We start from the raw sequence: 25,935 nt of genomic DNA on the forward strand, positions 1-25,935 counted from the left end.
GGGGACGGCCCTGGCGGGGCAGGCGGGTTGCCGTACAGGGGCGCGGGGAACTGCGCGCTCAGCCATCCACGCACCGTGGGCCGGGGACGGCCCCTGGCGGGGCAGGCGGGTTGCCGTACAGGGGCGCGGGGAACTGCGCGCTCAGCCATCCACGGGCCGTGGGCCGGGCGGCGAGGCCCCCGCGGGGCAGAAGGGTTGCCGCAGGGCAACGCGGGACGACGGCACCGTCGTGGCAGAAAGGCTCGCGCCAGCGACTCAGTGGAGCTCGTGGACGAGCACGTCCAGCCTCCCCTCCCCAGCCGAGTGCTCAACGGTAAAGCCCAGCTCGCGCAGAGCACCGGCCAGAGAATCCGGGGTGCGGGGCCGCGCCCCGGACGTCAGCAGCGCCCTGACCAGCCGCCCCTTCGTCGCCTTGTTGAAGTGGCTGACCACCGTCCGCTTCTCCACCCCGTCCACGACGGCAACCTGGAGCACCCGCACCGTGGCCGTCCGCCGCGCCACCTCACCCCGCGGCTTCCACGCCGCCGCGTACGCGGACGAGCGCAGGTCCAGCACCAGCCCGCCGCCGGCGGCCTCCGGCATCACCCGGTCCATGTGCGGCTTCCAGTACGCGGCGAGCCCGCCGGCCCCCGGCAGCCGTACCGCCATCGAGCAGCGGTACGCCGGGATGCGGTCGCCGAGCCGCACCGCACCCCACAGCCCGGAGAAGACCAGCAGCGACTGCTGCGCGCGGCGCCGCGCCGCGGTGTCCAGGGTCGCCAGGTCCAGCGCGTCGTAGAGCACGCCGCTGTACAGCCGCCCGGCCGGCATCGCGGGCGCGGTCCGCAGCGCCGCGTTCTTCGCGACCTCGCCGCGCAGCCCGGGGCTGAGCCCGAGCACCTCGGCGGCCTTGTCCTCGTCGGACCGGCACAGCTCGACCAGCTCGTCCAGGACGGCCGCCCGCGCCTCGGTCAGCCCGGGCAGCGACAGCCCGGCGAGGTCGACGGGACGGCCGCGGCCGGCGGTGGCCTTCCCCTCGGACGGCGGCAACAGGACGAGCACGGGACATCTCCCTCGTACGGACTCCACAACCCGCAGCAGCCTACGGCCCCGCCCTACGCTCGCCGTATGCCCCGCCGCCACCTGCACGCCTCCGCCGCCGGCTGCGGGTGCGGCTGACCGCCGCCGACCCGGGCCCGGCGAAGGTCCTGTTCGCACCGGCGGACCGTGTGCGGCCGGCCCCCGGCGAGCCACTACGATGGGGGCACGGCAGACGAGCCGGGCGGACGGCCGCGTGGAGCCCCCAGGGGCTTCCCGAGGAACGTCCGGGCTCCACAGGGCAGGGTGGTGGCTAACGGCCACCCGGGGTGACCCGCGGGACAGTGCCACAGAAAACAGACCGCCGGGGACCTCGGTCCCCGGTAAGGGTGAAACGGTGGTGTAAGAGACCACCAGCGTCCAGGGTGACCTGGACGGCTCGGTAAACCCCACCTGGAGCAAGGTCAAGAGGGACCGTAGGACTACGGCCCCGCGCGGACGTTCGAGGGCTGCCCGCCCGAGTCCGCGGGTAGACCGCACGAGGCTGCCGGCAACGGCAGCCCTAGATGGATGGCCGTCTCCCGGCCGGCCGCGAGGCCGCCCGGTGACAGAACCCGGCGTACAGCCCGACTCGTCTGCCGCCTCCCCCCTCCGGGGCGTTCAGCTGTCATCTCCGCGCTGCTCCGGGGCGGACGGAGCGCCCTGCGGATCGGGACCCCGGCGGATGCTGTTCCGAAGTTCCGCCAGGCGCCGACGAGCTCGGTGACCTTCGCGAGTACGTCGCGCAGCTGACCCGGTACGAGAAGGACCACGCCGCATCCGGCCAGGACATAGAGCGTGATGCTGTCCCAGTCCATGAGACCCGCTCCCTGCGAGAACCCTGCCGTCTCCCGGCAGGACGCGGTCCAGCCAGTCGATGTCGGCACCGCCAGGGGGGAAAAGGGATCGAGGCGGGCGGGGCGGGTGGCTAGGGTGCGGGCGTGGACGGTGGCGCGGGGGATCCCAGGGAGACGGTGCGGCGGGGGTATGACGCCGTGTCGGCGCGGTACGACGAGGCGTACGGGGGCGAGGGGAAGTACCGCGGCTGGCTGGGGGAGTTGACGGGGTGCGTACCCGCGGGCGGGGCCGTGCTCGACCTGGGGTGCGGCAGCGGGATCCCGGTGGCGCGCACCCTGGACGCCGCCGGATACCGCGTCACCGGCGCCGACATCAGCGACGTGCAGGTCCGCCGGGCCCGGGAGCACGCGCCCGGCGCGCACTTCGTCCGCGCCGACATCACCGACGGCGCCTTCACGCCCGGCGCCCCCGGCTCCTTCGACGCGGTGGTGTGCCTGTACGCCCTGATCCACCTCCCGCTGGACGCACAGCCGCCGCTGCTGCGCAGGATCGCCGGCTGGCTGCGGCCCGGCGGCTGGTTCCTGGCCACCACCGGGTACCGGGCGTGGACCGGGACCGACGAGGACTGGCTCGGCGGCGGCGCCCCGATGTGGTGGAGCCACGCCGACGCGGCCACCAACCGCCGCTGGATCACCGAGGCCGGCCTGACCGTCGTCCGCGAGGAGTTCGTCCCCGAGGGGAAGGGCGGACACGCCCTCTTCTGGGCCCGGCGCGACTGAACGCGCCGCCCGTCCCTGGCAGCATCGGAACACCACCCGCGCCGGAGGAGGGAGCCACCCGCAACGCCTGCCCGATCGAGCCGCGGGCGCCGGGCGCGGGTGGTGCCGCAGCCGGGGATCAGAGCCGGATGACCACCAGCGCGGTGTCGTCGGTGGCGCCGCCGGGCGGGAGCAGGTCGAAGAGGAGGGCGTCCGCGAGGGCCTCGGGGTCGGTGAGGCGATGGCCCGTCAGCGTGGCGGCGAGCCGGGCCAGGCCCACGTCGATGTCCTCGCGGCGGCGTTCGACCAGGCCGTCGGTGTACAGGACCAGGGTGTCGCCCTCCCTGAAGGCGGTGCTGGCCTCGGGGCGGGTGGTGTGCTCGGGGCGCGCGCCCAGCGGAGGATCGGTGGCCTGGTCGAGGAACTCCACGGCGCCGTCGCCGTGCAGCAGGGCGGGCGGCGGATGGCCGGCGCTGCTGTAGGTGACGGTACGGGCGACCCAGTCGATGCAGGCCGTCACGACGGTGCTGGACTCCGCGCCGTCCACCGACCGCGCGTACAGGCCGAGGACCTCCAGGGCCTGGGCGGGGCCTTCCGACACCCGCGAGGCGGCGCTGAGGGCACTGCGCAACTGGCCCATGACGCCCGCCGCGCTCAGCCCGTGGCCGACGACGTCGCCCACGGCCACCACCGTGCGCTCGGCGGGCAGTTCCACCAGGTCGTACCAGTCGCCGCAGACGTTCAGCGCGCCGGTCGCGGGACGGTAGCGGACCGCCGAACGGTGGTGGCCCATCGGGCGCGGCGCGGGCAGCATCGCGTCCTGAAGGGCGAGCGCGACCTCGCGCTCGCGGGCGTGGGCGCTGCGCAGCCGCTCGTTGACCTCCTGCAACTCGCGCGCCCTGGTGTACAGCTCGGCCTCCAGCACACTGGTCCGCCCGCCGGAGCCGCTCGTCGTGCTCGCCCCGCCGCCGGCGGCGGCGGACCGGCCGCGGGCGCGGATCAGTTCGGTGACCTCCTCCACGCGGTGCAGCAGCAGCACCACATGGCCGTCCTCGTCCAGCACCGGCGCGTTGATCGGGCTCCAGTACCGCTTCTCCCACTGGCCGGGCCGCTCCAGGGACTCCACGTCGTAGCGCTGGAGCGCCATGGTGTCGCGCTCGCCGGTCGCCGCGACCCGGCGCAGCGACGCCTCCAGGTTGCGCATCCCGGTCGCGCCCGGGTCGTTGGGGTTGTCGGGGAAGACGTCGAACAGGTGGCGTCCGACCAGGTTCTCGCGGGACCGGCCGGACAGGCGCGCGAAGTCGCGGTTCACGTCCGCGTACACCAGTTCGGGGGTGAGAAGCGCCACCATCACGGGCAGCGATTGGAACACTTCCCGGAAGTCGATCCGCGGTGTCTGTGGTGGTGTCATCTGCGCACCATACGAACGCCGCGGTGCTTCCGGCCGCGTGTCGCCCGACGGGCCGCGCCGGATCACACGTGCGGGGCAGTGCCCGGGTGCCGGACGGGAGCCTTGACCTCGGACGGACGGGTACCTAGAGTCGCGTTCGCATTCGGTCGGATGGTCGAAACTTTCGGAGGCGCGCGGCGTGCGGACATACGACAATCCGGTCATCGGGGGCTTCCATCCGGACCCGAGCGTGTGCCGGGTCGGCGAGGACTACTACCTGGCCTGCTCCAGCTTCGAGTACTTCCCGGGCGTGCCGCTCTTCCACAGCCGCGACCTGGTCCACTGGCGGCAGATCGGCAACGTGCTGGACCGGCCGGAGCAGCTGGACCTGCCGGCCGACGTGCCCGCGTCCGGCGGCGTCTACGCCCCGACGCTCCGTCACCACGACGGGCTGTTCTACCTGATCACCACCAGTGTCCTCGCCAAGGGCACCTTCATCGTCACCAGCGAGCGCCCCGAGGGCCCCTGGTCGGACCCGGTCCGGCTGGACCTTCCCGGCATCGACCCGGACCTGGCCTGGGACGAGGACGGCTCGTGCTGGTGCGCGGTCTCCGGGGTCCAGGTGGCGCGGATCGACCCGCTGGCCGGCCGGGTGCTGGAAGGCCCGATGCCGGTGTGGTCGGGCACCGGCCTGCAGTATCCCGAGGCGCCGCACCTGTACCGGATCGGCGACTGGTGGTACCTGATGATCGCCGAGGGCGGCACCGCCGAGGGGCACGGTGTCTCCCTCGCCCGCGGCCGCTCCCCGCGCGGCCCCTTCACCCCCGGCCCCGGCAACCCGTTCCTGACCCATCGCAGCACCGACCTGCCCATCCAGTGCACCGGCCATGGCGACCTCGTCCAGGCCCCGGACGGCAGCTGGTGGATGGTGCTCCTCGGCACCCGCCCGCGCGGCAACTTCCCGGAGTTCCACGTCCTGGGCCGGGAGACGTTCCTGACGCCGGTCAGCTGGGTGGACGGCTGGCTGCAGGCCGGACCGGTGCGCGCGTCGCACCCGGCCCCCGCCGTCTGGCGGCCGTTCCCGCCCGAGCCGGTCCGCGACGACTTCGACGCGAAGCAGCCGTCGCCGGTGTGGATCTCGCCGCGCACCCGCCCCGACGGCTCCTGGTCGCTGACCGAGCGGCCGGGCTGGCTGACCCTGCACGCCACGGGCCCGTCGCTGGACCGCCCCGGCCACACCTTCTTCGGCCGGCGCCAGCAGCATCCGGAGTGCTCGGTGTCGGTGCGCATCGACCCCGGCGCCGCGCGCGCGGGGCTTTCGGTGCGGATGGACGAGGCGCACCACTACGACCTGGAGGTGGGCGCGGGCGCGGTCGAGGTGTTCGCCCGCATCGGGCCGCTGTGCCAGCGGGTGGCCCGGCACCCGGTCCCGCCGGGGCCGCTGACCCTGACCGTGGACGTGCGCACGACCGGGCTGCTGCCGCCGTCGGTGACCGACGCCGCGCACCCCGCGGACGGCCCGGCCGGCGTCGGCGCCAACGGTCCCGACGTGATCGTGTTCTCGGTCGGGGACACGGCGGACGGCGGCGCGGCGGTCGACGGCGCGGCGGACGGCGGCGACGCGGTCGGCAGCGCGGCCGGCGGTGCGGACGGCGAGGGCGGCGCGCGCGGGGAGGGCGCCGCGGAGAGGGGGCCGGTGGAGATCGCCCGGCTCGACGGCCGCTATCTGTCCACCCAGGTCGCCACCGGCTTCACCGGTCGCGTGATCGGTATGTACGTCACCGAGGGCAGCGCGGCCTTCGACTGGTTCGACTACCGGCCGGGGGCCGCCGCCGCGGGACGGGAGTAGGCCGGCCGCGCGGAGCCGCACGTCACCGCACGCCCCCGGGCTCCGGGGCCGCGGTGGCGTGCTCCCGTGCGCCCGGGAATTGGTCCAGTCCGTTCTCGGGTTGGTCTAGTCCAAAGCCTTGACCGGGTCAGAAGGCACCAGTACATCTGGACTTGCATCAGATGTCGTGTCTATGCCACACCGTCACCGGTCGCCCCGCCCGGCCCGTCGTCGGCCCGCGCGCCCGGCCCGGCATGCCCGCGGGCATGCCCACCCCCCACCACGTCCGGGGCCCGCGCGTCCGGTCCCGGACCCGCACCCGGTACGGGAAGCCCTGCACCGGTCTCCCACCCGGCACCCCGGCGCCGCACTCCGGCACGGGAACCACCGCACCTGCACCTGCTGCCCCCCAACCGGACGGGACGCCGATCGACGTCCTGCCCCGACCAGGAGGATGCCATGCGCTTAGCAGTCCCCTCGATCAGACCCTCGCTGACAAGTCTCGTCGCCGTCATCGGCCTGCTCGTCGGAGCCCTGGCGGTGTTCGGCAACGGCGCGAGCGCGCACGCCTCGCCCTCCGCCGCCAAGGCCGCGGCGGCGCAGCCCGCGGCCACCAGCGGCGGCGTGAAGGTCGCCTACTACGACCAGTGGAGCATCTACCAGAACGCCTTCTACCCCAAGGCGCTGGACACCGAAGGTCTCGCGGGCAAACTCGACTACCTGCTCTACGACTTCGAGAACATCGACCCGGCCAACCTGACCTGCTTCGAGGCCACGAAGGCCACCGACCCGGACCCGGGCGGGGAGAACGACCCCAGCGCCGGTGACGGCGCCGAGGACCAGTTCGCCGACTACCAGAAGACGTTCGACGGCAGCATCAGCGTCGACGGCACCAGCGACACCTGGAACCAGCCGATCGCCGGCAACTTCCACCAGCTGCAGGAGTTGAAGGCCAAGCACCCGAACCTGAAGATCCTGCTCTCGCTGGGCGGTTGGACGTACTCCAAGTACTTCTCCGACGTGGCGGCCACCGCCGCCTCGCGGCAGAAGTTCGTGTCGTCGTGCATCGACATGTTCATCAAGGGCAACATCCCGGCCTCCGGCGGCTACGGCGGTGCCGGAACGGCGAAGGGCATCTTCGACGGCTTCGACATCGACTGGGAGTACCCGGGCTCGTCCGCCGGCCACCTCGGCAACCACTACAGCGCCGCGGACACCGCCAACTTCACCTCCCTGCTGGCCGAGTTCCGCAGCGAGCTGAACACCCAGGGCACCGCCGACGGCAAGCACTACGCCCTGACCGCGGCGCTGCCCGGCGGCCAGGACAAGATCGCCAAGGTGCAGACCGACCAGATCGGCCAGTACCTGGACTTCGGCGACGTCATGACCTACGACATGCACGGCGCGTGGGACGCCACCGGGCCGACCAACTTCCAGGACCCGCTGTACCCGTCGGCGAGCGACCCGTCCGGCACCATCCCGCCGGGCAGCGAGAAGTACGTCATCGACTCGGTGATCAAGGCGTACACCCAGGGCGACTCGGCCTACGGCATCCCAGGCGGCTTCCCGGCGAGCAAGGTCAACCTCGGCATCCCGTTCTACTACCGGGGCTGGACCGGGGTGCCCGCCGGGAGCAACCACGGGCTCTACCAGTCGGCCACCGGGCCGTCGGCGGGGCACACGCTGAGCGGCAACGTGCCGGGTGTGGCCATGTACAAGGAGCTGACCGGCGTCGTCGACAACCCCTCGGACACCTTCTGGGACCCGACGACCCAGTCCGCGTGGTTCTACGACGGCACCAACTTCTACGGCGGTGAGTCGCCCCAGTCCATCCAGGCCCGGGCCGACTACATCCACTGCAACGCCCTCGGCGGGGCGATGATGTTCTCGCTGTACGACCTCGATCCGCAGGCCACGCTCTTCAACGACGTGGTCAACGACGTCAACGGCAGCGCGGGCAGCTGCTCCGGCGGTGGCGGCACCACCGGCGGGACGACGACCGGCGGAACGACCACGGGTGGCACGACGACGGGCGGGACCACCACCGGCGGTACGACGACCGGTGGCACCACCACGGGCGGGACGACGACCGGCGGGACCACCACCGGAGGCGGCACCACCGGCGGGTCCGGCGGCGGGGGAGCCGTGGTCAACGGCGACTTCGAGACCGGCAGCCTGTCCCCGTGGACCTGCACCGGCAGTACGGGCGCCGTCGTCTCCTCGCCGGTGCACGGCGGCAGCCACGCCCTGGCCGGCGCCGCCTCCAGCAGCGACGACGCCCAGTGCTCGCAAGAGATCACCGTGCAGCCCGGGCACACCTACACCCTGTCCGGCTACGTCGACGGCAGTTACGTCTACATCGGCGTCACCGGCAGCGGCACCAGCGACACCAGCACCTGGACGCCCGGCACCTCGGGCGCGTACTCCCAGCTGAAGACCAGCTTCACCACCGGCTCCGGCACCACCTCCGTGACCATCTGGGTCCACGGCTGGTACGGCCAGGGCACCTACTACGCGGACGACATCAGCGTCGCCTGACCGTCCGCGCGCGCCTCGCACGAGCGGGCCGGCGGCCGCCTCCGGGCGACCGCCGGCCCGCGGCGTGCGCGATAGGCAGTGCCTATGGCATCGATGGGTTCTGGGTGTTGGACATCACATCGGCAGGCGCGGGACAATGACGATCGATCATCGATCGAATCGGGTCGATGGGTGGGGAGATCGAGATGAGCACGATGGTCCGGCCGTTCCCCGGGGTCGCCGGCTCCGGCGAGGAGCGCTTCGAGCAGGAGGTGCTCGTGCACCTCGACCGCGTCTACGCCGGGGCCCGCCAGCTGGCCCCGGACCGGGCCGCCGCCGAGGCCCTCGTGCAGCGCACCTTCGACCGCGCCTACCTCGACTTCCACTGGGCGCGCCCCTCGGGCAGCGTGCGCGCCTGGCTCTACGGTCACCTGGTCGGCGCCTGGTTCGAGCAGGACCTGCGCGGCCACGCCCGGCGCCGGCCGGCCGCCGGGCGCCCGCACTCGGCGGACGAGGTGGTGGGCGGCGCGATGGACGCCCTCGCCCCGATCGTGCGGATCACCCTGTACCTGGCCGACGCCGAGGGGCTGTCCAAGACGGAGATAGCCCGCATCACCGAGGTGCCCGCCGGGATCGTGGAGACCCGGCTCCAGCGGGCGCACGCGCACCTGGCCGACCGGCTCGGCGACTGGCTCCAGCAGACCCGCCCGCGGCCCGCCGCCTGACCCCCGGCCGGGCCCAACGGCCCGGCGCCGCACGGCGCCCGGCCCCGAGCCCGCCCGCCTACCGGGCCAGCTCCCGGACCCCGGCCAGCAGCCGGTCCACGTCGGCGGCGTCGTTGTACGGCGCGATCCCGGCCCGCACCGCGCCGGCCGCGCCCAGTCCCAGGCGCTCGGCCGCCTCGATCGCGTAGAAGCTGCCGGCCGGGGCGTTGACCCCGAGCGCCCCCAGGTGCTCGTAGACCGCCTGCGGCGAGTGGCCGGCCACCGAGAACAGCGCGGTCGGGGTGCGCGGCGCCGGAGCCGGATGAACGGTCACCCCGCGAATCGCCGCCAGCCCGTCCAGCAGGCCGGCGAACAGCGCCTCCTCGTGCGCCTCGACCTGCCGCATCGAGGCGGTGATCCGGTCGCGCCGGGACGGTCCCCCGGCGCCGCCGAGGTCCGCCACGAAGTCCACCGCGGCGGTGGTGCCGGCCAGCAACTCGTAGGGCAGCGTGCCGAGTTCGAACCGCTCGGGGATCGCGTCGGTGGACGGCCGCAGCTTGTCCGGGCGCACCTGCTCCAGCAGGCCGGGGCGGGGGGCGGCGAGCAGCCCGTGGTGCGGGCCGAAGAACTTGTACGGCGAGCAGGCGTAGTAGTCCGCGCCGAGGGCGGGCAGCGAGACGGCGGCATGCGGCGTCAGGTGCACCCCGTCGACGTAGACCGCCGCGCCCACCGCGTGCGCCGCCTCCGCGATCGCCGCGACGTCCGGCCGGGTGCCCAGCAGGTTGGAGGCGGCGGTCACCGCCACCAGGCGGGTGCGCGGGGACAGCACCGCCGCCACGGCGTCCACCGGGAGCGCGCCGGTGGCCGGGTCGAACTCGGCCCAGCGGACGGTCGCGCCCGCGCTCGCGGCGGCGGAGACCCAGGGGCGGATGTTGGCGTCGTGGTCGAGCCGGGTGACCACCACCTCGTCGCCGGCGCGCCACTGCCGGGCGAGCGCGCGGGCCATGTCGTAGGTGGCCTGCGTCATGGAGCGGGCGAACACCACGCACTCCGGCGGGCAGTCCAGCAGGTCGGCGACGGCGGCGCGGGCGCCGGTCACCACCGCGTCGGCGCGGCGCTCGCCGGCGGTGACGCTGCCCCGGTTGGCGAGGCCGCCGACCAGGGTGCCGGCCACCGCGTCGGCCACCTGGCGGGGTACCAGGGAGCCGCCCGGACCGTCGAAGTGGGCCACGTTCAGGGCCAGTGCGGGGAAGTCGCGGCGGACGCGGACGACATCGAGGGCCATGGACCCATCATGCCCATCCGTGCGCGAAGTGTTGACCCCGCCCGGCCCAGGCCCTAAGTTGCGTCCGCAAGTTGCGGAACCCACTTCGAAACTTTCGGCTGTGCATGCCCGGGGCCACCCCCGCGTGCCTGAAAGGACCAACCATGTACAAGGTGACGCGCACCGCCGGTGTGGGCGCGGCGGCCGCCGGGCTCCTCCTGGCCGCCGCCTCCGTCGTCTTCGTGTCGGCCGACGCCAGCGCCGGGACCCCTGCCCACGCCGACGCCGAGCCGGGCGCCGCCTCCTCCGCAGGCAAGGCGCCGACGGCGAGTCAGACCCTGCGCCAGCTCGCGCAGAAGGCGGGGATCCGCATCGGCACCGCGGTGAACTCCGACGCGCTGGCGAACGAGGCCCCGTACACGCAGAAGGTCGCCACCGAGTTCAGCTCGGTGACGCCGGAGAACGTCATGAAGTGGGACACGATCGAACCCGCCCGCGGGACCTACGACTTCACCCAGGGCGACCAGCTGGTCGCCTTCGCCCAGGCGCACGGCCAGCTGGTGCGCGGCCACAACCTGCTGTGGCACAACCAGCTGCCGTCGTGGCTGACCGGCGGCGACTTCGGCGCGGCCGAGCTGCGGGACATCCTGCACCAGCACATCACCGCCGAGGTCTCGCACTTCAAGGGCAGGATCTGGCAGTGGGACGTGGTCAACGAGGCGTTCAACGACGACGGCACCCTGCGCGACGACCTGTGGCTGCAGAAGCTCGGCCCCGGCTACATCGCCGACGCGTTCCGCTGGGCCCACGAGGCCGACCCCAAGGCCGCGCTGTACATCAACGACTACAACATCGAGGGCGTCAACGCGAAGAGCACCGCCCTCTACGACCTGGTCGCGCAGCTGCGCAAGCAGGGCGTGCCCGTGCAGGGCGTCGGCATCCAGGGCCACCTGGACGTCAAGTACCCGGCGCCGCACGACATCGCCGGCAACATGGCCCGCTTCGACAAGCTCGGCGTGCAGACCGCCATCACCGAGGCCGACGTGCGGATCACGCTGCCGGCCGGCGCGACCGACGTCGAGGCGCAGAACGAGGCGTACCAGACGCTGATGGAGGGCTGCCTGCTCACCAGGAACTGCACCGACTTCACGGTGTGGGGCTTCACCGACAAGTACTCCTGGGTGCCGGGGGTGTTCACCGGCGAGGGCCAGGCGAACATCTACGACGAGAACTACCAGCCCAAGTCGGCCTACACCGCGCTCAGCCAGGACCTGAAGCTCGCCGGGGGACGCTGAGCCCCCGGCCCGGTACCCGCCGGGATCCGCCGGCGTGCGGAGGGTGCTGCCGCGAAAATCATGGCGTTCTCAGGAACCGGAGGGAACTGAGTCACGTCCCCGTGCGCCTATTGAGTAGGCGAAGGAGGAGGTTGACCCATGTCCTGTCCCAACGAGAACTGCCGCAAGGGCGGCTGCAGCACCGACCCCCGACCGTCCCGCCCGGCCCCGGCGCCGGGCCGCAGATGACGCACGCAGCAAGGCCCGGTGCCGTCCGGGCGTGACGGGCGGCACCGGACCGCGGGCCCGGCGCACGGGTGCCGCCCGAGGGGCCGCCGGGGACTGCGACACTGGGAGCGCAGCCGCCCCGACCGCGGCCCGGCACCCAGCGAACCGGGAGAGCAGCCGATGCCCGAGCTTCCCAGCTACGACGACGTGCGGGCCGCGGCCGCCCGCATCGAGGGCCGGGCCCACCGCACGCCGGTGCTGCGGTCCCGGCTCGTCGACGAACAGACCGGCGCCCAGGTGCTGTTCAAGTGCGAGAACCTCCAGCGGATGGGCGCCTTCAAGTTCCGCGGCGCCTACAACGCCCTCGCCCGCTTCTCCGCCGAGCAGCGCCGGGCCGGCGTCGTCGCCTACTCCTCGGGCAACCACGCCCAGGCCGTGGCGCTCGCCGCGCGGCTGCTGGGGATCCCCGCCACCATCGTCATGCCCCTCGACGCGCCCGCCGCCAAGGTCGCGGCCACCAAGGGCTACGGCGGGGACGTCGTCACCTACGACCGCTACACCGAGGACCGCGAGGCGATCGGCCGCGCCCTGGCCGCCGAGCGCGGGCTCACCCTGGTCCCGCCCTACGACCACGCCGACGTGATCGCCGGCCAGGGCACCGCCGCCAAGGAGCTGTTCGAGGACGAGGGCCCGCTCGACGCCCTGTTCGTCCCGCTGGGCGGCGGCGGGCTGCTGTCGGGCACCGCGCTCACCGCCGCCGCGCTCGCCCCCGGCTGCCGGCTGGTCGGCGTGGAGCCGGAGGCCGGCGACGACGCCCGCCGGTCGCTGCGCGAGGACCGGATCGTCCACATCGACACCCCGCGCACCATCGCCGACGGTGCCCAGACCCAGCACCTGGGCGAGCTGACGTTCGCGGTGCTGCGGCGCGCGCGGCCGGACGTGGTGACCGCGACCGACGCCGAACTCGTCGACGCGATGCGGGTGTTCGCGACCTACCTCAAGCTCGTCGTGGAGCCCACCGGATGCCTCGGCCTGGCCGCGGTCCGCCGGATGCGCGAGGAGCTGCGCGGGCAGCGGGTCGGCGTGATCGTCAGCGGCGGCAACGTCGACCCCGCCCGCCTCGCCGCCCTCCTGGCCGGCTAGGCCGGGGCGCCGGACCCGGTCCGGCGGTCCAGCGGCCCGGCGGCCCGGTCAGCGGAGCTGCCGGCGGACCAGCTCGTGGAACAACCCGCCCTGTTCGGCGAGCAGTTCGGCGGGCGGACCCTGCTGCACGATCCGGCCGCCGGCCATCACCAGCACCCGGTCGGCGTCCATGATCGTGGACAGGCGGTGGGCGATCATCACCCGCGTGGTGTTGAGCGCCTTGGTGCTGTCGATGACCGTGCGCTGGGTGCCGTTGTCCAACGCGCTGGTCGCCTCGTCGAGGAAGAGGATGCGCGGGCGGCGAATCAGCGCCTGCGCGATCATGAGCCGCTGCCGCTGCCCGCCGGAGACCGCGCCGCCGCCGTCGGAGATCACGGTGTGCATGCCCATCGGCATCGCCTTGATGTCCTCGGCCAGGCCCGCCAGCGCGGCCGCCTGCCACGCCTCCTCCAGCGTGTAGACCTCGGCGCCGCAGATGCACTCCAGGATCGAGCCGGTGAACGGCTGCGCGTTCTGCAGCACCACCCCGCACTGCCGGCGCACCGCGGCCTGGTCCAGCGCCGCCAGGTCCTGGCCGTCGTACAGCACGCTGCCGCCGGCCGGGGGGTCGAAGCCGATGAGCAGCCGCAGCAGCGTCGACTTGCCGCAGCCGCTCGCCCCCACCACCGCCACGAACTCGCCGGGCCGCACCGTGAACGAGACGTCGTCCAGCACCAGCGGGCCGTCGTCGGAGTAGCGGAACGACAGGCCCCGGGCCTCGATCGCGCCGGACAGCACTCCGGGCTGCGCGCTGGCGGCGGGCACCTCGGGCGCCGCGTCCAGCACCGGCCGCAACTGCTCGATCATCGGCAGCACGGACACCGCGGAGACCAGCGCGCCGGTGAGCTGGGTGGCGGAGGTCAGCATCATGGTGGCCGCCGAGCTGAACGTCAGGAAGCCGCTCGCCGACAGGCTGCCGCGGGCCGGGCCGGCCAGCAGCATGAACAGCAGCAGCGTGCAGAGCGGCAGGTACACCGCGTTGAACACGGTGGTGACGTTCCTGATCCGGCCGACCCGCTGCTGCAGGTCGCGGCTGCGCGCGAAGTCGGTCGCCCAGGCCGCGTAGGCGAAGTTCTCGGCGGCGGCCACCCGCAGCTTCGGCAGGCCGCGCAGCGTCTGGAACGACTGGTTGGCGAGCTTGTTGTTCAGCTCCACCAGGCGGCGCTGCCAGCGCAGTTGCCACAGCCCGGTGGCCAGGAAAACCGAGCCGACCACCGCCAGCATGCCCAGCGCCGCCAGCGCCAGGGGCACGCTGAACCAGATCAGCAGCACGAGGTTGACCAGCGCGACGGTGCCGGACTGCACGGTCACCGCGGTGGTGCCCGACAGCATCCGGCGGATCGCCGACACCCCCATGGCCGCGCTGGCCAGTTCACCGGTGGAGCGCTGGGCGAAGAAGCGGGTCGGCAGCCGCAGCAGCCGGTCCCACACCGCCGGCTGCAGGCCCGCCTCGATCCGGCCCTCCAGGCGCAGCAGCGCGGTGTTCTGCAGCAGCATGAAAGCGGCGGACACCAGCGTGGTGGCCACGATCGCCAGCCCCGCCTGCATGATCAGCCCGTTCTCCGCCCGCGGCACGTACGACCCGAGGATCTTGCCGGTGGCGATCGGCACCAGGGCGCCCAGGCCCACCGCGATCAGGCTGCCGGCCACCAGCCGGCCCACGTCGGGACTGCTGCCGCGCATCCCGAAGCGCATCAACTGCCGTGCGGACACCGGTTCTTCCGGCAGCGGCCGGTAGAACATCACCGCCCCGGCGGCGAATCCGGCGGCGTTCGCGTCGTCGATCCGGGTGCGGCGCCCGCTGCCCGGCTCCACCGCCTCGTAGCCGCCGCGCCGCCACAGCAGCGCCACCGGCGCCCCGCTCGCGGCGCGCGCGCCGAGCAGCGGGCCGGTGTCCTGCCGCCACCAGCGGCCGTCGAGCGCGACCTCCCGGGTGCGGAACCCCGACACCAGCGCGATCCGCTCGACCGGGGACGTCCGGCCGGGCGCGGCGGACGCGCCGGAACCCGCGGCGACCTCGGCACCGTCGCCGCCCGCCGGCTCCCGCACCGCGATCCCGGCCGCCTCCGCGACCAGCCGGCAGGCGGCGAGCACCGCGTCCCCGCCGGCCGCGCCCGGCCCGGACCCGCCGTCGGCGGCCGAACCGTCCAGGGACGCCAGCAGCGTCTGGTGCGCCTGGCTGCCGGCCGCCTCGCCGGCCTTCACACCGGCCGCGGCCCGCTCCTCGTGGGCCTGCTCCAGCCGCTCGATCCAGCGGCCCAGCGCGGTCAGCAGCCGCGCCTGCTGGTTGACCATGCGCTGCCACATGGCGCCGCCGATCAGCAGCTGCCCGTCGGCCTCCGCGCCGAACTCGGCGCCGTAGCGGACCGTGCCCGGGTCCACCGGCATCCACTGGATGTCGTCGTCCGGCGAGCCGTCGCCGGCGGCCGGGCGGCCGTCCACCCGCGCCTCGAACAGCAGCCGCAGCCCGCGGCCGACGCCCTGCGCGAACGCCGACTCCAGCGGGCTGAGCCGCGGCACCCCGCCGCCGTACGCCCACGCCTCGCCGTAGCCGCCGCCGTACCCGTCGGCACCGCCGTAGCCCTGCGCGTCCTGGTACCAGCCCTGCCCGTACCCGCCCTGGCCGCCGTAGGTGTCGTCCACGCCGTAGCCGGGCTGCGGCGCGGCCAGTTCCCGCAGCGGGATCCGGCGCACCGCGCAGCCCTCCAGCGGCCGGCTGACCAGGGTGTACTGCGGTCCCTCGACCGGGCCCATCAGCAGCGTGCCGGGCTCCAGCCGGCCGAGGAAGTGCCACTGGCCCTGCGCGGCGGCGTCCACCGCGAACAGGTCCATCGCGCCCTCGACCACCAGCCACAGCACGTGCGGGCCCTCCAGCGGCAGGCTGCGCACGCCCGCGCAGTCCACCGCGTGCCCGAGGCCGCCCATCGCGCCGATCACCAGGTCGCCGGGGCCGGGCGCCTGGGGGAGCGGGTCGTGCACCGACGTCATGTCAGCGCTCCCTGACCAGCTCGGCGTACGGCCCGCCGGCCGCGCTCAGCTCCTCGTGGCGCCCGCGCTCGACCACCGTGCCGCGCTCCAGCACCACGATCTCGTCGCTGTCGCGGACCGTGCTCAGCCGGTGGGCGATGACCACGCAGGCGCAGCCGCGGCGCCGCAGGTTGTCGATGATCAGCCGCTCGGTCTCCGCGTCCAGGGCGCTGGTCACCTCGTCGAGCACCAGCACGCTCGGCCGGCGGACCAGCGCGCGGGCGATCTCCAGCCGCTGCCGCTGCCCGCCGGAGAAGTTCCGCCCGTCCTGCTCGACCCGGCTGCGGATCCCGCCGGGCCGGCGGGCCACCACGTCGTCCACGGCGGCGTCCCGCAGCGCCTCCAGCACCGCCTCGTCGCCGATCGACGGGTCCCACAGCGCCACGTTGTCGCGCACCGTGCCCTCGAAGAGGAAGACGTCCTGGTCGACGAAGGACACCGAGGCGGCCAGCGCGCTCTGCGGGATGTCCTCCAGCCGCTGCCCGTCGATCCTGATCACGCCCTCCCACGGCCGGTACAGTCCCGAGATCAGCCGGGACACGGTGGACTTGCCGCTGCCCGAGCCGCCGACGAGCGCCACCTGCTGGCCGGGGCCGACCCGCAGCGAGAAGCCGTTCAGCAGCGGCTGGTCCAGCGGGCTGTAGCCGAACGTGACGTTCTCCAGCGTCACATGGCCGGTCAGCCGGCGGCCCGCGGTGGCCGGCCCGGCGCCGGACGCGGCGCCGCGGCGCCCGCGGGCGTACCGCGCGTCCACCGGGAAGCTCTCCACGTCCTTGAGCCGGGTCACGTCGGCCGCGAAGTCCTGCACCCGGCCGGCCACCCCGTTGAGCCGGGTGACGGGCGCGGTGAAGCTGGTCACCAGGGCCTGGAAGGCCACCAGCAGGCCGACCGAGATCCGGCCCTCGGCCGCCCGCTGCCCGCCGATCAGCAGGATCAGCGCGCTGTTGAGGGCGGCGAGGGTGGGGGCGACCACGGCCAGCGCGGCGCTGGGCACCCCGAGCCGCTGCTGGCCGTCCAGCGTCGCCGCGTGCTGCCCGGCCCAGCGGCGGAAGTAGCCGCTCTCGCCGCCGGTGGCCTTCATCGTCTCGATCAACTGCAGCCCGCTGTAAGCGGTGTTGGTCAACTTCGCGGAGTCCGCCCGGAGTTTGTGGGTGCCGGTGGCGCGGATGCGGACCACCACCCGCATCGCCACCACGTTCAGCAGCGCCACCAGCACGCCGAGCAGCGTCAGTTGCGGGTCGTACGTCCACAGCAGCACCGCGTACAGCAGCACCACCACCGCGTCCACGCCGGCCGCGGCCAGGTCGCGGGCCAGCGTCTCGGCGACCGTGTCGTTGGACTGCAGCCGCTGCACCAGGTCGGCGGGGTTGCGCTGGGCGAAGAACTGCACCGGCAGCCGCAGCAGGTGCCGCATGAAGCGGGCACTGGTCAGCGTCGAGGAGATGGTCCGGCCGCGCAGCAGGTTCGCCTGCTGCACCGCGGTGAGCACCGCGGTGAGCGCGACCAGTACCGCCATCGAGGCGAACAGCGTGGGCAGCAGGGACCGCTGGCCGCCGATCAGGAACCGGTCGATGTAGGTGCGGCTGAGCGCCGGCACCGCGGCCCCGGTGACGACCAGCAGGAAGCTCGCCACCATTGCGGCGAGCAGCGTGCCGGTCGTGCCGCGCAGCCGGGCCGGCAGCGCCCGCAGGATGCCGGGCTTGCGGCCGCCCCCGCGGAACCCCTCGTCCGGCTCGAAGGTCAGCACCACCCCGGTGAAGCTGCTGTCGAAGTCCTCGGTGCGCACGAAACGGCGGCCGCGCGCCGGGTCGTTGATGTGCACGCCCTGCCGGCCGATGCGGCCCGACATGCCCTCGTAGACGACGTAGTGGTTGAACTCCCAGAACAGGATGGCCGGTGCGGGCACCTGGGCGAGGGCGGCCGGCTCCATCTGCATGCCCTTGGCCCGGAGGCCGTGGCTGCGGGCGGCCTTGAGCAGGTTGCTCGCGCGCGAGCCGTCGCGGGACACCCCGCAGGCGATCCGCAGCTGCTCCAGCGGAACGAACCTGCCGAAGTGGCCGAGGACCATCGCCAGCGACGCGGCGCCGCACTCCACGGCCTCCATCTGCAGCACCGAGGGGGTGCGCACCCGGCGCGGCCGGCGGCCCCGCGGCGCCCCCGCCGCCTCGGGGCGGTGGCGGCCGCTGCGCGAGGGGGCGGGGGCGGGGCTGTGCCGCGGGCTCACGGCAGCAGCCAGTCGAGCGGGCGCTGCGAGGCCAGCCGGAGCGAGGCCCCGACCGGCGTCAGGGACACCAGCGGGGACGACGGCCCGCCGCCCTTGGACCAGCGGTAGCCGGACGCGTTCGTGGACGAGGAGTCCAGCCGTACCAGCACCGGCACCGGAGCGCCCTTGGCGGCGAACTGCCCGGCCATGGCGCCGTCGCCGAGGAACGTGGAGATCTGCTGCCGGGTCTGCGGCTGCCCGATGCCGGCCACCTTGCCGCGCAGCACCCCGTAACGGCCGGGCACCGAGGGCACGGTGAGGTCGACGGCGGCGCCCATCGGCACCCTGGCGGTGCTGCCGGACACGTAGAGCATGGCCACCAGCGGCTCGCCGGCCCGGCCCTGCCGCTGCACCGTGGCCACGGTCGCGCCGGTGGCGATCACCGCGCCGATGGCGGCGGTCAGCGTGACCACCTCGCCGGCGGCGACGGTGTGCACCGACTCCACGCCGGTCGCGGTGCGTACGTCCAGCAGCGGGGCGCCGGCCGGCAGGGTGTCCCCGGGCTTGGCGCGCACCTGCACCACCTGCCCGGCGACCGGGCTCTGCAGCACGTAGCTGCCCTCGGTGCGGGTGAGCACGCCGGCCGCGGTCAGCTTGTCGGTCACCGTGCCGGTCACCGCCCACACGCCGGCGGCGGCCAGGACGGCGACCGAGACGGCGAGCGCGAGCCAGCCCTGCGGCCGTGCCAGGCGCACCGGCAGGTCGAGCTCGTCCGGCGACCGCAGCCTGTCGAGCGCCTTCTGGCGGAACTCCACCGACCACTTCCTTCACGTGCGGGCGGCGCGGGGCGGCCGCCGGGCGTCCGGCGGGTGCCGGACGCGGAGTGCGGGGACACCGCATGGACCCCGGGCCGTGTCGGCCCCGGGGTCCATGCGTGAGCTGAGGTGGAGCTCAGAGACCGGCGATACCCGTCACACCGGTGAGGGTGCCGGCGGCACCGGTGACCAGGCCGACGACCTCGCCGACCGGCAGGGCCGGCAGGGCGGACGTGGCGGTGGAGAGCAGGCTGTCCAGACCGTCGACCTGGACGCCACCGGAGACGCTCAGGCCACCCGACACGTTGTCCAGCTCGCTGTCGGAAATCTCGCGGGTCTCCACCTGGGGCGTGTTGCGCATGACTGCGTTTTCCCTTCGTTTCACTGGAAATTCCTCAAGAGATCCGGCCGCCCGATATCAGGTACAGGACAGGCCGAATTTCAACGGTCGTGCGACACCCCGGGATCCGGAATGCGTATCGGCAACTCCCGCTTGGCGCTTGATGTAAGCACGTGATGCGCCGCCCGGCCAGCCGAACTCCGGCCGGGTACTGCGGAAACGGTTCGCTGGCAGGGGAGGCGGCCACCGGACGGGAACGAGTTCTTCACATGGTCCACCAATTCGTACCGTGCACGACGCCGTGCCGCCGGTTTCCCTCGAACACGCCTGCGCACATGTGCGGTTGGACCGCAACTGAGACGCCGGAACCCGCCGGAAGCTGTGCAGCTTCTGTATCCGTGATGTGCGGTCGGGCGAATACCGGTATGGGTGGCGCCAGTTCGCCAGACAGTGCGCATGATCGGGGCATGTGCGGTGATGTCGGACATCGCGGCGGAACAGGGGTGCACCGCCCGTATGTGCGAACGTCCCGCCCGTGTCCGGGCCCGCACGCACGGCGGCGGCCGCCCCTGGAGGGCGGCCGCCGCGAGGGCCTGGCGGGCCGTCGGGCCGCCGGGCGGGACGTGCGTCGGGCGAGGGGTCAGACGATGGGCACCGCCTCGCCGGTCACCCGCACCCGCGGGTCGCCGGGCCGCAGTTCGACGGTGAGCACGCCCGGCCGGCCCATGTCGTCGCCCTGGTGCAGGGTCAGCAGGGACGGGGCCGGGCCGAGGCTGCGCAGGTACGCGCCGAAGGCCAGCGCGGCCGCGCCGGTCGCCGGGTCCTCGACCACGCCGCCGACCGGGAACGGGTCGCGCACGTGGTAGACCTCGGGGCTCTCGCGCCAGACCAGCTGCAGCGTCGTCAGGTCCTGCGCGAGCATCAGGGCGGTCAGCCGGTCCATGGGGTAGTCCAGCGCGGCCAGCCGGGCCCGGGTGGCCGCGGCCAGCACCAGGTGCCGGGCACCGGCGTAGGCGATCCGCGGCGGCAGGTCCGGGTCCAGCTCGTCCGGCGCCCAGCCCAGGGTGGCCAGCGCCTCCGCCAGCACCTCGTCGGGCACCTCGTCCACGTGCGGCTCCACGCTGGTCAGGGTCGCGGCCGGGACGCCGTCCGGTCCCGCGGCCACGGCCACCACCACCTCGCCGGCCGGCGTGCGGAAGAGCAGATCGCCGGGGCCGAGGCGCTCGGCGACCGCGACCGCGGTGGCGACGGTGGCGTGGCCGCAGAACGGTACCTCGGCCTTGGGGCTGAAGTACCGCACGTCCACGGTGCGTTCGTGCCGGGCCACCACGAACGCCGTCTCCGAGTACCCGACCTCCGCGGCGACCGCCAGCATCCCCGCGTCGTCGAGCGCGCTCGCGTCCAGCACCACCCCGGCCGGGTTGCCGCCCGCCGGATCGTGGGAGAACGCCGTGTAGCGCAGGACCTCGGGTCCAGGTGAAGTCGTCATGGCGGGCAGCCTATGTGCCCCCGGGCCGCGCCGGCGGGTCGTCCGTGGCACAGCGCAGCGGGCGGTGCCAGCATGGAACGTGGGGGCCGCCGCACGGCGGGCACGATGCCGCCGCGCGCATCGCCGGCACGTGCGCAGATCCGTGCGCACCGCCCGCACGCCCTGCACGTCCTGTCCGCCGCTGCCGCACGGAGGCGCCCGATGCCGTACGCCGAACCGCTGTCCCGCAAGGAGATCGAGGACCGCCTCGCCGAGCTGCCCGGCTGGGAGCTGTCCGAGGACGGTACGGCGCTGGCCCGTACGTACCGCCTCGACCACCTGCCCGCGGCGATCCTCCTGCTGCACATCGCCGGCATCCAGGCGGAGCTGAACCACCACGCGGACCTGACGCTCGGGTACAACACGCTCGCGGTGTCGCTCACCACCCACGCCGCCGGCGCGCAGCTCACCGCGAAGGACTTCGACCTCGCCACCCGCATCCAGGCCGCGGCGGAGGCCCACCAGGCGGCCTGACCGCCGGGACCGGCCCGCCCCGCGAACGGGCGGCACCGTCCGGGACCGCCATGACCGGTCCCGGACAGTTCCCGCGTGCCTGCTCGCGCGGTCGCCTCAGCGGTCGGCCGCGTACCCGACCCCGATGCGCTCGCGCACCCGGTCCAGCGTGCGCATGACGGCGAGCGAGCCGTCCAGCGGCACCAGCGGGGACTCCGTCTCGCCGGCCCGCAGGGCCCGCATCACCTCGGCGGCCTCGTGCCGCATCGTGCCGCGGTCGTGGTCCTGGTGGACGTCGGCGAGCCGCACGGTCAGCGGCTCGTGGCCCGGCCGGTGCACGGTGAACGCCTCCGCGTGGAAGAACCCGTCGGCGATCTCTATGCGCCCGGCGGAGCCGGAGATCGCCGCCGGCGCGCCCAGGTCGGAGACGAACGAGCAGGAGAGCGTGGCCACGGCGCCGCTGTCCCAGCCCAGCACCATCCCGGTGGTCTCGTCCACGCCCTCGGGCGTCAGGTGCGCCCACGCCTGGACCGCGTCCGGTTCGCCCAGCAGCAGGTGCGCGAAGGACACCGGGTAGACGCCGAGGTCGAGCAGCGCGCCGCCGCCCTGCTCGGGGTCGCGCATCCGGTGCGCGGGCGCGAAGTCCGCGGCGAAGCCGAAGTGCGCGGAGACCGTCCGCACCTGCCCGATGACGCCGTCCGCGATCATCGTGGCCATGTGCCGGACCAGCGGGTTGCAGTACGTCCACATGGCCTCCATGAGGAACAGGTCGCGCCCGCGCGCCAGGTCGACCAGCTCGCGGGCCTCCCGCTCGTTGAGGGTGAACGCCTTCTCGCACAGCACCGCGCGTCCGGCCGCCAGGCACAGCCCGGCCGCGGCGCGGTGCGCGGAGTGCGGGGTGGCCACGTACACCACGTCGACACCGTCGTCCGCGGCCAGCTCCGCCCAGCTGCCGTAGGCCCGGGGGATGCCGTAGCGCCCGGCGAACTCCTTCGCGGCGGCCGTGCTGCGCGAGCCGACCGCCACCACCTCGGCGTCGGGCAGCGTGAGCAGCGCCTCGGTGAAGGTGGCGGCGATCCCGCCCGTCGCCAGAATGCCCCAGCGGATCTTCGGTGTGTCCTGGCCCATGACCTGTCCTCGCATCCCGTTCAAGGTGGTTCCCGCGGACTGAAAGAATAGGCAACGCTTCAACTACCTCGGATGGAGAGTGCCACCGTGCAGGACGCAGGGCCCAGACACCCCGCGCAGACGTCCCCCCTACCCGTCGCCCCCGTTGCCGCCCCTCCTGTACCCGGCACCCCCGCCGGGCCCGCTGCTGCCGCAGGCGTCGCGGCGGACCTCGCGGCCCGGCGCCGCACCGGCTGGCTCGTCACCCTCGTCCTCGCCGGACTCACCGCGCTGCCGCCGCTGTCCATGGACATGTACCTGCCGGCGCTGCCGCAGGTCACCGACGCGCTGCACGCCCCGGCTGCCACCGTCCAGCTCACCCTGACCGGCTGCCTGGCGGGCCTGGCCCTCGGCCAGCTGGTCGCCGGCCCGCTCAGCGACCGGTGGGGGCGCCGGCGCCCGCTGCTGGCCGGCATGGCGGTCTACGTGCTCGCCACCGCCTTCTGCGCCTTCGCACCCTCCGCCGACCTGCTCATCGCCGTGCGGGTGGTGCAGGGACTGGCCGGCGCCGCCGGCATCGTCATCGCCCGCGCCGTGGTCCGCGACCTGTACGACGGCGTGGCCATGGCCCGCTTCTACGCCACCCTCCAGCTCATCTCCGGCGTCGCGCCGATCGTCGCCCCGCTGCTCGGCGGCCAGATCCTGCGGGTCACCGACTGGCGCGGGGTGTTCGTGGTGTGCGCCGTGATCGGCGTGCTGCTCACCGCCCTGGCCTGGCGCCGGCTGCACGAGACGCTGCCGCCCGAGGACCGGCACTCCGGCGGCATGGCCGAGACCTTCGGGGCGATGCGGCGGCTGCTGGCCGACCGGGTGTTCACCGGGTACGTGGTGGCCGGCAGCTTCGCCTTCGCGGCGCTGTTCACCTACGTCTCCGCGTCGTCCTTCGTCGTCCAGGACGTCTACGGCGCCTCGGTGCAGACCTTCAGCCTGCTGTTCGGCCTGAACTCGGTCGGCATCGTCGCCGTCGGCCAGCTCAACGGCAAGGTGCTGGTCGGCCGGGTCGACATGGACCGGGTGCTGGCCGTGGGCCTTGCGCTGATCGGCGCCGCCTCCGTCGCCCTGGTGCTGCTGACCACCGGCGTGTTCGGGCGGGCCACGCTGCCGGAGGTCGCCGCCGCGCTGTTCGTGCTCATGGCGTCCATGGGCCTGGTGCTGCCCACCACCAACACCCAGGCCCTGCTGCGCACCAAGCGCTCCGCCGGCTCGGCGTCCGCGCTCATCGGCACCTCCTCGTTCCTGGTCGGCGCGGCGATCTCCCCGCTGGCCTCCGTGGCCGGCTCCGGCACCGCGGTTCCGATGGCGATCACGCAGCTGACCTGCGTCGTCGTGGCCATCGCGGCCTTCGTCGGGCTCTGCCTGCGGGGGCGGCGTACGGTGGAGGGACCGTAGGGCCCAGGCCGCCGACTCGGGCCCTGTCCCTCAGGAGGAAGCGATGTCCGACGTTCCGGACGAACGCACCTGGGCGTTCAAGACCGCTGACAGCTCGCTGCACACGGGATCCGAGCACACTGTGGACCCGGAGGACCTGGTGATGGCCTCCGGCCGGGACTGCACCCCGGAACTCATCGAGAAGGCCCGCAAGGCACTGGAGGAACATGGCCCCGCCGCTGTCGAGAGGTACCTGCCCTGACGCGGGCCTCGACACCGACGAGCTGAACCGGATCGTCCCCGAGCTGACCGGCGCGCTGCGCCCGGCGCCCGACCACCCGTGGTGTGCGGGCGCCGTCGTCCTGGCCGGGCGCGGGCACATGGTCGCGCTGCACGAGGCGATCGGCTCGGCGGTCCGCTACACCGCGTACGACGAGCGCGCCGACCGGGGCGTCGAGCTGCCGGCGGACGGCCGGGTGCCGATGCGCCCCGACACGCTCTTCGACCTCGCTTCGCTGACCAAGCTCTTCACGTCCGTGGTCGCCGCCCGGCTGCTCGACCTGGACGCCCCCGCCGCCTCCTACGTGCCCGGCTTCGCCGAGGCCGGCAAGGCGGCCGTCACCGTGCGCCAGCTGCTCGACCACACCTCGGGGCTGCGCCCGGAACTGCCCTTCTACGACGAGGCCACGCCCGAGGGCCGGGCCAGGATGCTGTGGCGGGAGGCGCCGCTGCACGCGCCCGGCACCCTGCGGGTCTACTCCGACCTCAACCTGATCGCCGTCCAGCAGTGCCTGGAGGCTGCCACCGGACGCCCGCTCGACGCCCTGGTCCACGAGCACGTCACCGGCCCCCTCGGCATGGCCGACACCCGCTTCAACCCGCCGCGGGACCTGCTGCCGCGGATCGCCGCGACCGAGGACCAGCGCCGGCCGTGGGGCAAACTCGACCGCGGCATGGTGCACGGCACCGTGCACGACGAGAACGCCTTCGCGATGGGCGGCGTCAGCGGGCACGCGGGCATGTTCTCCACCGCCTGGGACCTGGCGCTGCTGTGCCGGGCCCTGCTCGACGCCGGCGGGCCGTGGCCCGGCTTCGAGGTCGACCAGCCCTGGTTCATGGGGGAGCTGGCGGGCGGCGGGGCCGCGGGCCACACCGGGTTCACCGGGACGAGCCTGGTCATCGACCCGGTGAGCGACGCGTTCCTGGTGCTGCTCACCAACTCCGTCCACCCGACGAGGACATGGCGGGACGGCAGCGCACCGCGGGCCGCCGCGGCGACCTCACTGGCCCGCGCCGTACGGGCGGCCCGCGCCTAGCCGGCCGGCCCGGACGGGCCGGCGGGAAGGGCCGGGCCCGGGCGGCGCACCGTGCCGAAGGGCTTGACGTACGACAGCACGACGGTCGCGACCAGCACGCAGCAGGCCGCGCCCGAGTCGCGGACCAGCCCGGTGGCACCGGCGACGGGGCGGCCGGCGAGCGACGCCGAGGCGGCCGTGCCCAGGCCCGGAACCAGCACGAGCGCGGCCAGGACGGTGCCGCCGGCCGTCAGTGCGAGGCTGATCGCCACCCACCAGTGGCGCAGCAGACCCCAGGGCGTGAGCAGGCCGAGCGCGACCCCGCCGGCCAGGGCCAGCACCGCCAGCGGCAGGAGCAGCAGCTCGCCGATCAGGTGGGCGGCCGGGTAGACGGTGACGGGGTCGCTGCCCAGCCGCCCGGCCGCGGTCAGGGCCAGCACGGAGGCGTCGCTGCCCAGCAGCCCGACCGAGACCGCCACATGTGCGGCCTTCAGCGCCTTGCGCCACCCCGGCGGCAGCCGCCTGCCGCGACGGCCGGAGCGGCGCGCCTGATGCGGGGGCGCCGTCCCGGTGGCGGGGGCGAAGGAGGCGGGGTTCGGCGGCACGGCGTCCACGGTCTCGGGTCCTCGGGGTCGGGTGTGCGCCCTGCCGGGGGCCGGGCGTTCGCCTCCGATCATGGACCCCGATGGTGCGGACATCGTCGTCCCCGGGGCGGCACACCGCCTACTCCGCGGGAAGTA

The 25,935-nt window shown here is 74.2% G+C and carries 20 protein-coding genes and 1 other RNA gene; 11 read left to right on the forward strand and 10 right to left on the reverse strand.

Going from position 1 to position 25,935, the window contains the following annotated elements:
• Positions 1-255: 255 nt before the first annotated feature.
• Positions 256-1,041 carry a peroxide stress protein YaaA gene (gene yaaA, locus ACH4TG_RS01645; RefSeq protein ID WP_398239683.1) on the reverse strand — a complete coding sequence of 262 codons (786 nt, stop codon included), beginning with the start codon at positions 1,039-1,041 and terminating at the stop codon, positions 256-258.
• Between the two features lie 212 nt (positions 1,042-1,253).
• Between yaaA and rnpB the strand changes: the two genes are divergently transcribed.
• Both rnpB and ACH4TG_RS01655 read left to right on the forward strand, forming a co-directional pair.
• An RNA gene (rnpB, locus tag ACH4TG_RS01650) (RNase P RNA component class A) lies at positions 1,254-1,655 on the forward strand.
• A gap of 342 nt (positions 1,656-1,997) precedes the next feature.
• Complete coding sequence (locus ACH4TG_RS01655; RefSeq protein ID WP_398239685.1) at positions 1,998-2,633, forward strand: class I SAM-dependent methyltransferase; 636 nt, start codon at positions 1,998-2,000, stop codon at positions 2,631-2,633.
• 118 nt (positions 2,634-2,751) lie between these two features.
• Here the strand turns inward: ACH4TG_RS01655 and ACH4TG_RS01660 are convergent, their stop codons facing one another.
• Positions 2,752-4,023 (reverse strand): PP2C family protein-serine/threonine phosphatase, encoded by a 1,272-nt coding sequence (locus ACH4TG_RS01660; protein WP_398239686.1) that lies wholly within the window; start codon positions 4,021-4,023, stop codon positions 2,752-2,754.
• Between the two features lie 178 nt (positions 4,024-4,201).
• Between ACH4TG_RS01660 and ACH4TG_RS01665 the strand changes: the two genes are divergently transcribed.
• From ACH4TG_RS01665 to ACH4TG_RS01675, 3 genes are all read left to right on the forward strand, one after another.
• Positions 4,202-5,851, forward strand: coding sequence for a glycoside hydrolase family 43 protein (locus ACH4TG_RS01665; protein ID WP_398239688.1), 1,650 nt, complete (start codon positions 4,202-4,204; stop codon positions 5,849-5,851).
• A gap of 438 nt (positions 5,852-6,289) precedes the next feature.
• On the forward strand, positions 6,290-8,368 hold the full coding sequence (locus ACH4TG_RS01670) for a glycosyl hydrolase family 18 protein (RefSeq protein WP_398239689.1): 2,079 nt from the start codon (positions 6,290-6,292) through the stop codon (positions 8,366-8,368).
• Between the two features lie 185 nt (positions 8,369-8,553).
• Positions 8,554-9,072 carry a sigma factor-like helix-turn-helix DNA-binding protein gene (locus ACH4TG_RS01675; RefSeq protein WP_398239691.1) on the forward strand — a complete coding sequence of 173 codons (519 nt, stop codon included), beginning with the start codon at positions 8,554-8,556 and terminating at the stop codon, positions 9,070-9,072.
• Between the two features lie 58 nt (positions 9,073-9,130).
• Here ACH4TG_RS01675 and ACH4TG_RS01680 read toward each other — a convergent pair whose 3' ends face one another.
• Positions 9,131-10,336, reverse strand: a complete 1,206-nt coding sequence (locus tag ACH4TG_RS01680) for a cysteine desulfurase-like protein (protein ID WP_398239693.1) — start codon at positions 10,334-10,336, stop codon at positions 9,131-9,133.
• A 143-nt stretch (positions 10,337-10,479) separates the two neighbouring features.
• Between ACH4TG_RS01680 and ACH4TG_RS01685 the strand changes: the two genes are divergently transcribed.
• The gene (locus tag ACH4TG_RS01685) at positions 10,480-11,610 is read left to right on the forward strand and encodes an endo-1,4-beta-xylanase (RefSeq protein WP_398239694.1); all 1,131 of its coding nucleotides are present in this window, start codon (positions 10,480-10,482) and stop codon (positions 11,608-11,610) included.
• 387 nt (positions 11,611-11,997) lie between these two features.
• Complete coding sequence (locus ACH4TG_RS01690; protein ID WP_398239696.1) at positions 11,998-12,960, forward strand: threo-3-hydroxy-L-aspartate ammonia-lyase; 963 nt, start codon at positions 11,998-12,000, stop codon at positions 12,958-12,960.
• A gap of 48 nt (positions 12,961-13,008) precedes the next feature.
• Here the strand turns inward: ACH4TG_RS01690 and ACH4TG_RS01695 are convergent, their stop codons facing one another.
• The 5 genes from ACH4TG_RS01695 to ACH4TG_RS01715 form a co-directional block, all read right to left on the reverse strand.
• Positions 13,009-15,987: an NHLP bacteriocin export ABC transporter permease/ATPase subunit gene (locus ACH4TG_RS01695; protein ID WP_398239698.1), complete on the reverse strand. Its 2,979-nt coding sequence runs from the start codon at positions 15,985-15,987 to the stop codon at positions 13,009-13,011.
• Between the two features lies 1 nt (position 15,988).
• Complete coding sequence (locus ACH4TG_RS01700) at positions 15,989-18,250, reverse strand: NHLP family bacteriocin export ABC transporter peptidase/permease/ATPase subunit (RefSeq protein WP_398239700.1); 2,262 nt, start codon at positions 18,248-18,250, stop codon at positions 15,989-15,991.
• Positions 18,247-19,044, reverse strand: coding sequence for a hypothetical protein (locus ACH4TG_RS01705; protein ID WP_398239702.1), 798 nt, complete (start codon positions 19,042-19,044; stop codon positions 18,247-18,249). Before ACH4TG_RS01705 ends, ACH4TG_RS01700 begins: the two co-directional genes overlap by 4 nt.
• Before the next feature lie 136 nt (positions 19,045-19,180).
• Entirely contained in the window at positions 19,181-19,405 is a 225-nt protein-coding gene (locus ACH4TG_RS01710; RefSeq protein WP_398239704.1) for a type A2 lantipeptide, read from the reverse strand.
• Positions 19,406-20,024: 619 nt separating this feature from the next.
• Positions 20,025-20,873, reverse strand: coding sequence for a PhzF family phenazine biosynthesis protein (locus tag ACH4TG_RS01715; protein ID WP_398239706.1), 849 nt, complete (start codon positions 20,871-20,873; stop codon positions 20,025-20,027).
• Positions 20,874-21,074: 201 nt separating this feature from the next.
• Between ACH4TG_RS01715 and ACH4TG_RS01720 the strand changes: the two genes are divergently transcribed.
• The gene (locus tag ACH4TG_RS01720) at positions 21,075-21,386 is read left to right on the forward strand and encodes a 4a-hydroxytetrahydrobiopterin dehydratase (RefSeq protein ID WP_398239708.1); all 312 of its coding nucleotides are present in this window, start codon (positions 21,075-21,077) and stop codon (positions 21,384-21,386) included.
• A gap of 96 nt (positions 21,387-21,482) precedes the next feature.
• On the opposite strand, the gene ACH4TG_RS01725 is transcribed toward ACH4TG_RS01720, so the two are convergent.
• Positions 21,483-22,493, reverse strand: coding sequence for a Gfo/Idh/MocA family protein (locus tag ACH4TG_RS01725; protein ID WP_398239710.1), 1,011 nt, complete (start codon positions 22,491-22,493; stop codon positions 21,483-21,485).
• Positions 22,494-22,565: 72 nt separating this feature from the next.
• Here ACH4TG_RS01725 and ACH4TG_RS01730 point away from each other — a divergent pair, with 72 nt between their 5' ends.
• From ACH4TG_RS01730 to ACH4TG_RS01740, 3 genes are read left to right on the forward strand one after another with little or no spacing between them, the layout of a single operon-like run.
• Complete coding sequence (locus ACH4TG_RS01730; RefSeq protein ID WP_398239712.1) at positions 22,566-23,921, forward strand: multidrug effflux MFS transporter; 1,356 nt, start codon at positions 22,566-22,568, stop codon at positions 23,919-23,921.
• A 43-nt stretch (positions 23,922-23,964) separates the two neighbouring features.
• A complete protein-coding gene (locus ACH4TG_RS01735) occupies positions 23,965-24,162 on the forward strand; it encodes a hypothetical protein (protein ID WP_398239714.1) in 198 nt (65 codons plus the stop codon).
• Positions 24,128-25,216, forward strand: a complete 1,089-nt coding sequence (locus tag ACH4TG_RS01740; protein WP_398239715.1) for a serine hydrolase domain-containing protein — start codon at positions 24,128-24,130, stop codon at positions 25,214-25,216. Before ACH4TG_RS01735 ends, ACH4TG_RS01740 begins: the two co-directional genes overlap by 35 nt.
• Here the strand turns inward: ACH4TG_RS01740 and ACH4TG_RS01745 are convergent.
• Entirely contained in the window at positions 25,213-25,809 is a 597-nt protein-coding gene (locus ACH4TG_RS01745; RefSeq protein WP_398239716.1) for a DUF2269 domain-containing protein, read from the reverse strand. The two genes, ACH4TG_RS01740 and ACH4TG_RS01745, sit on opposite strands and share 4 nt — an antisense overlap.
• Positions 25,810-25,935: the final 126 nt, after the last annotated feature.

It is taken from the genome of Streptomyces sp. NPDC020917 (assembly GCF_044333795.1).
Taxonomy (GTDB): domain Bacteria; phylum Actinomycetota; class Actinomycetes; order Streptomycetales; family Streptomycetaceae; genus Actinacidiphila.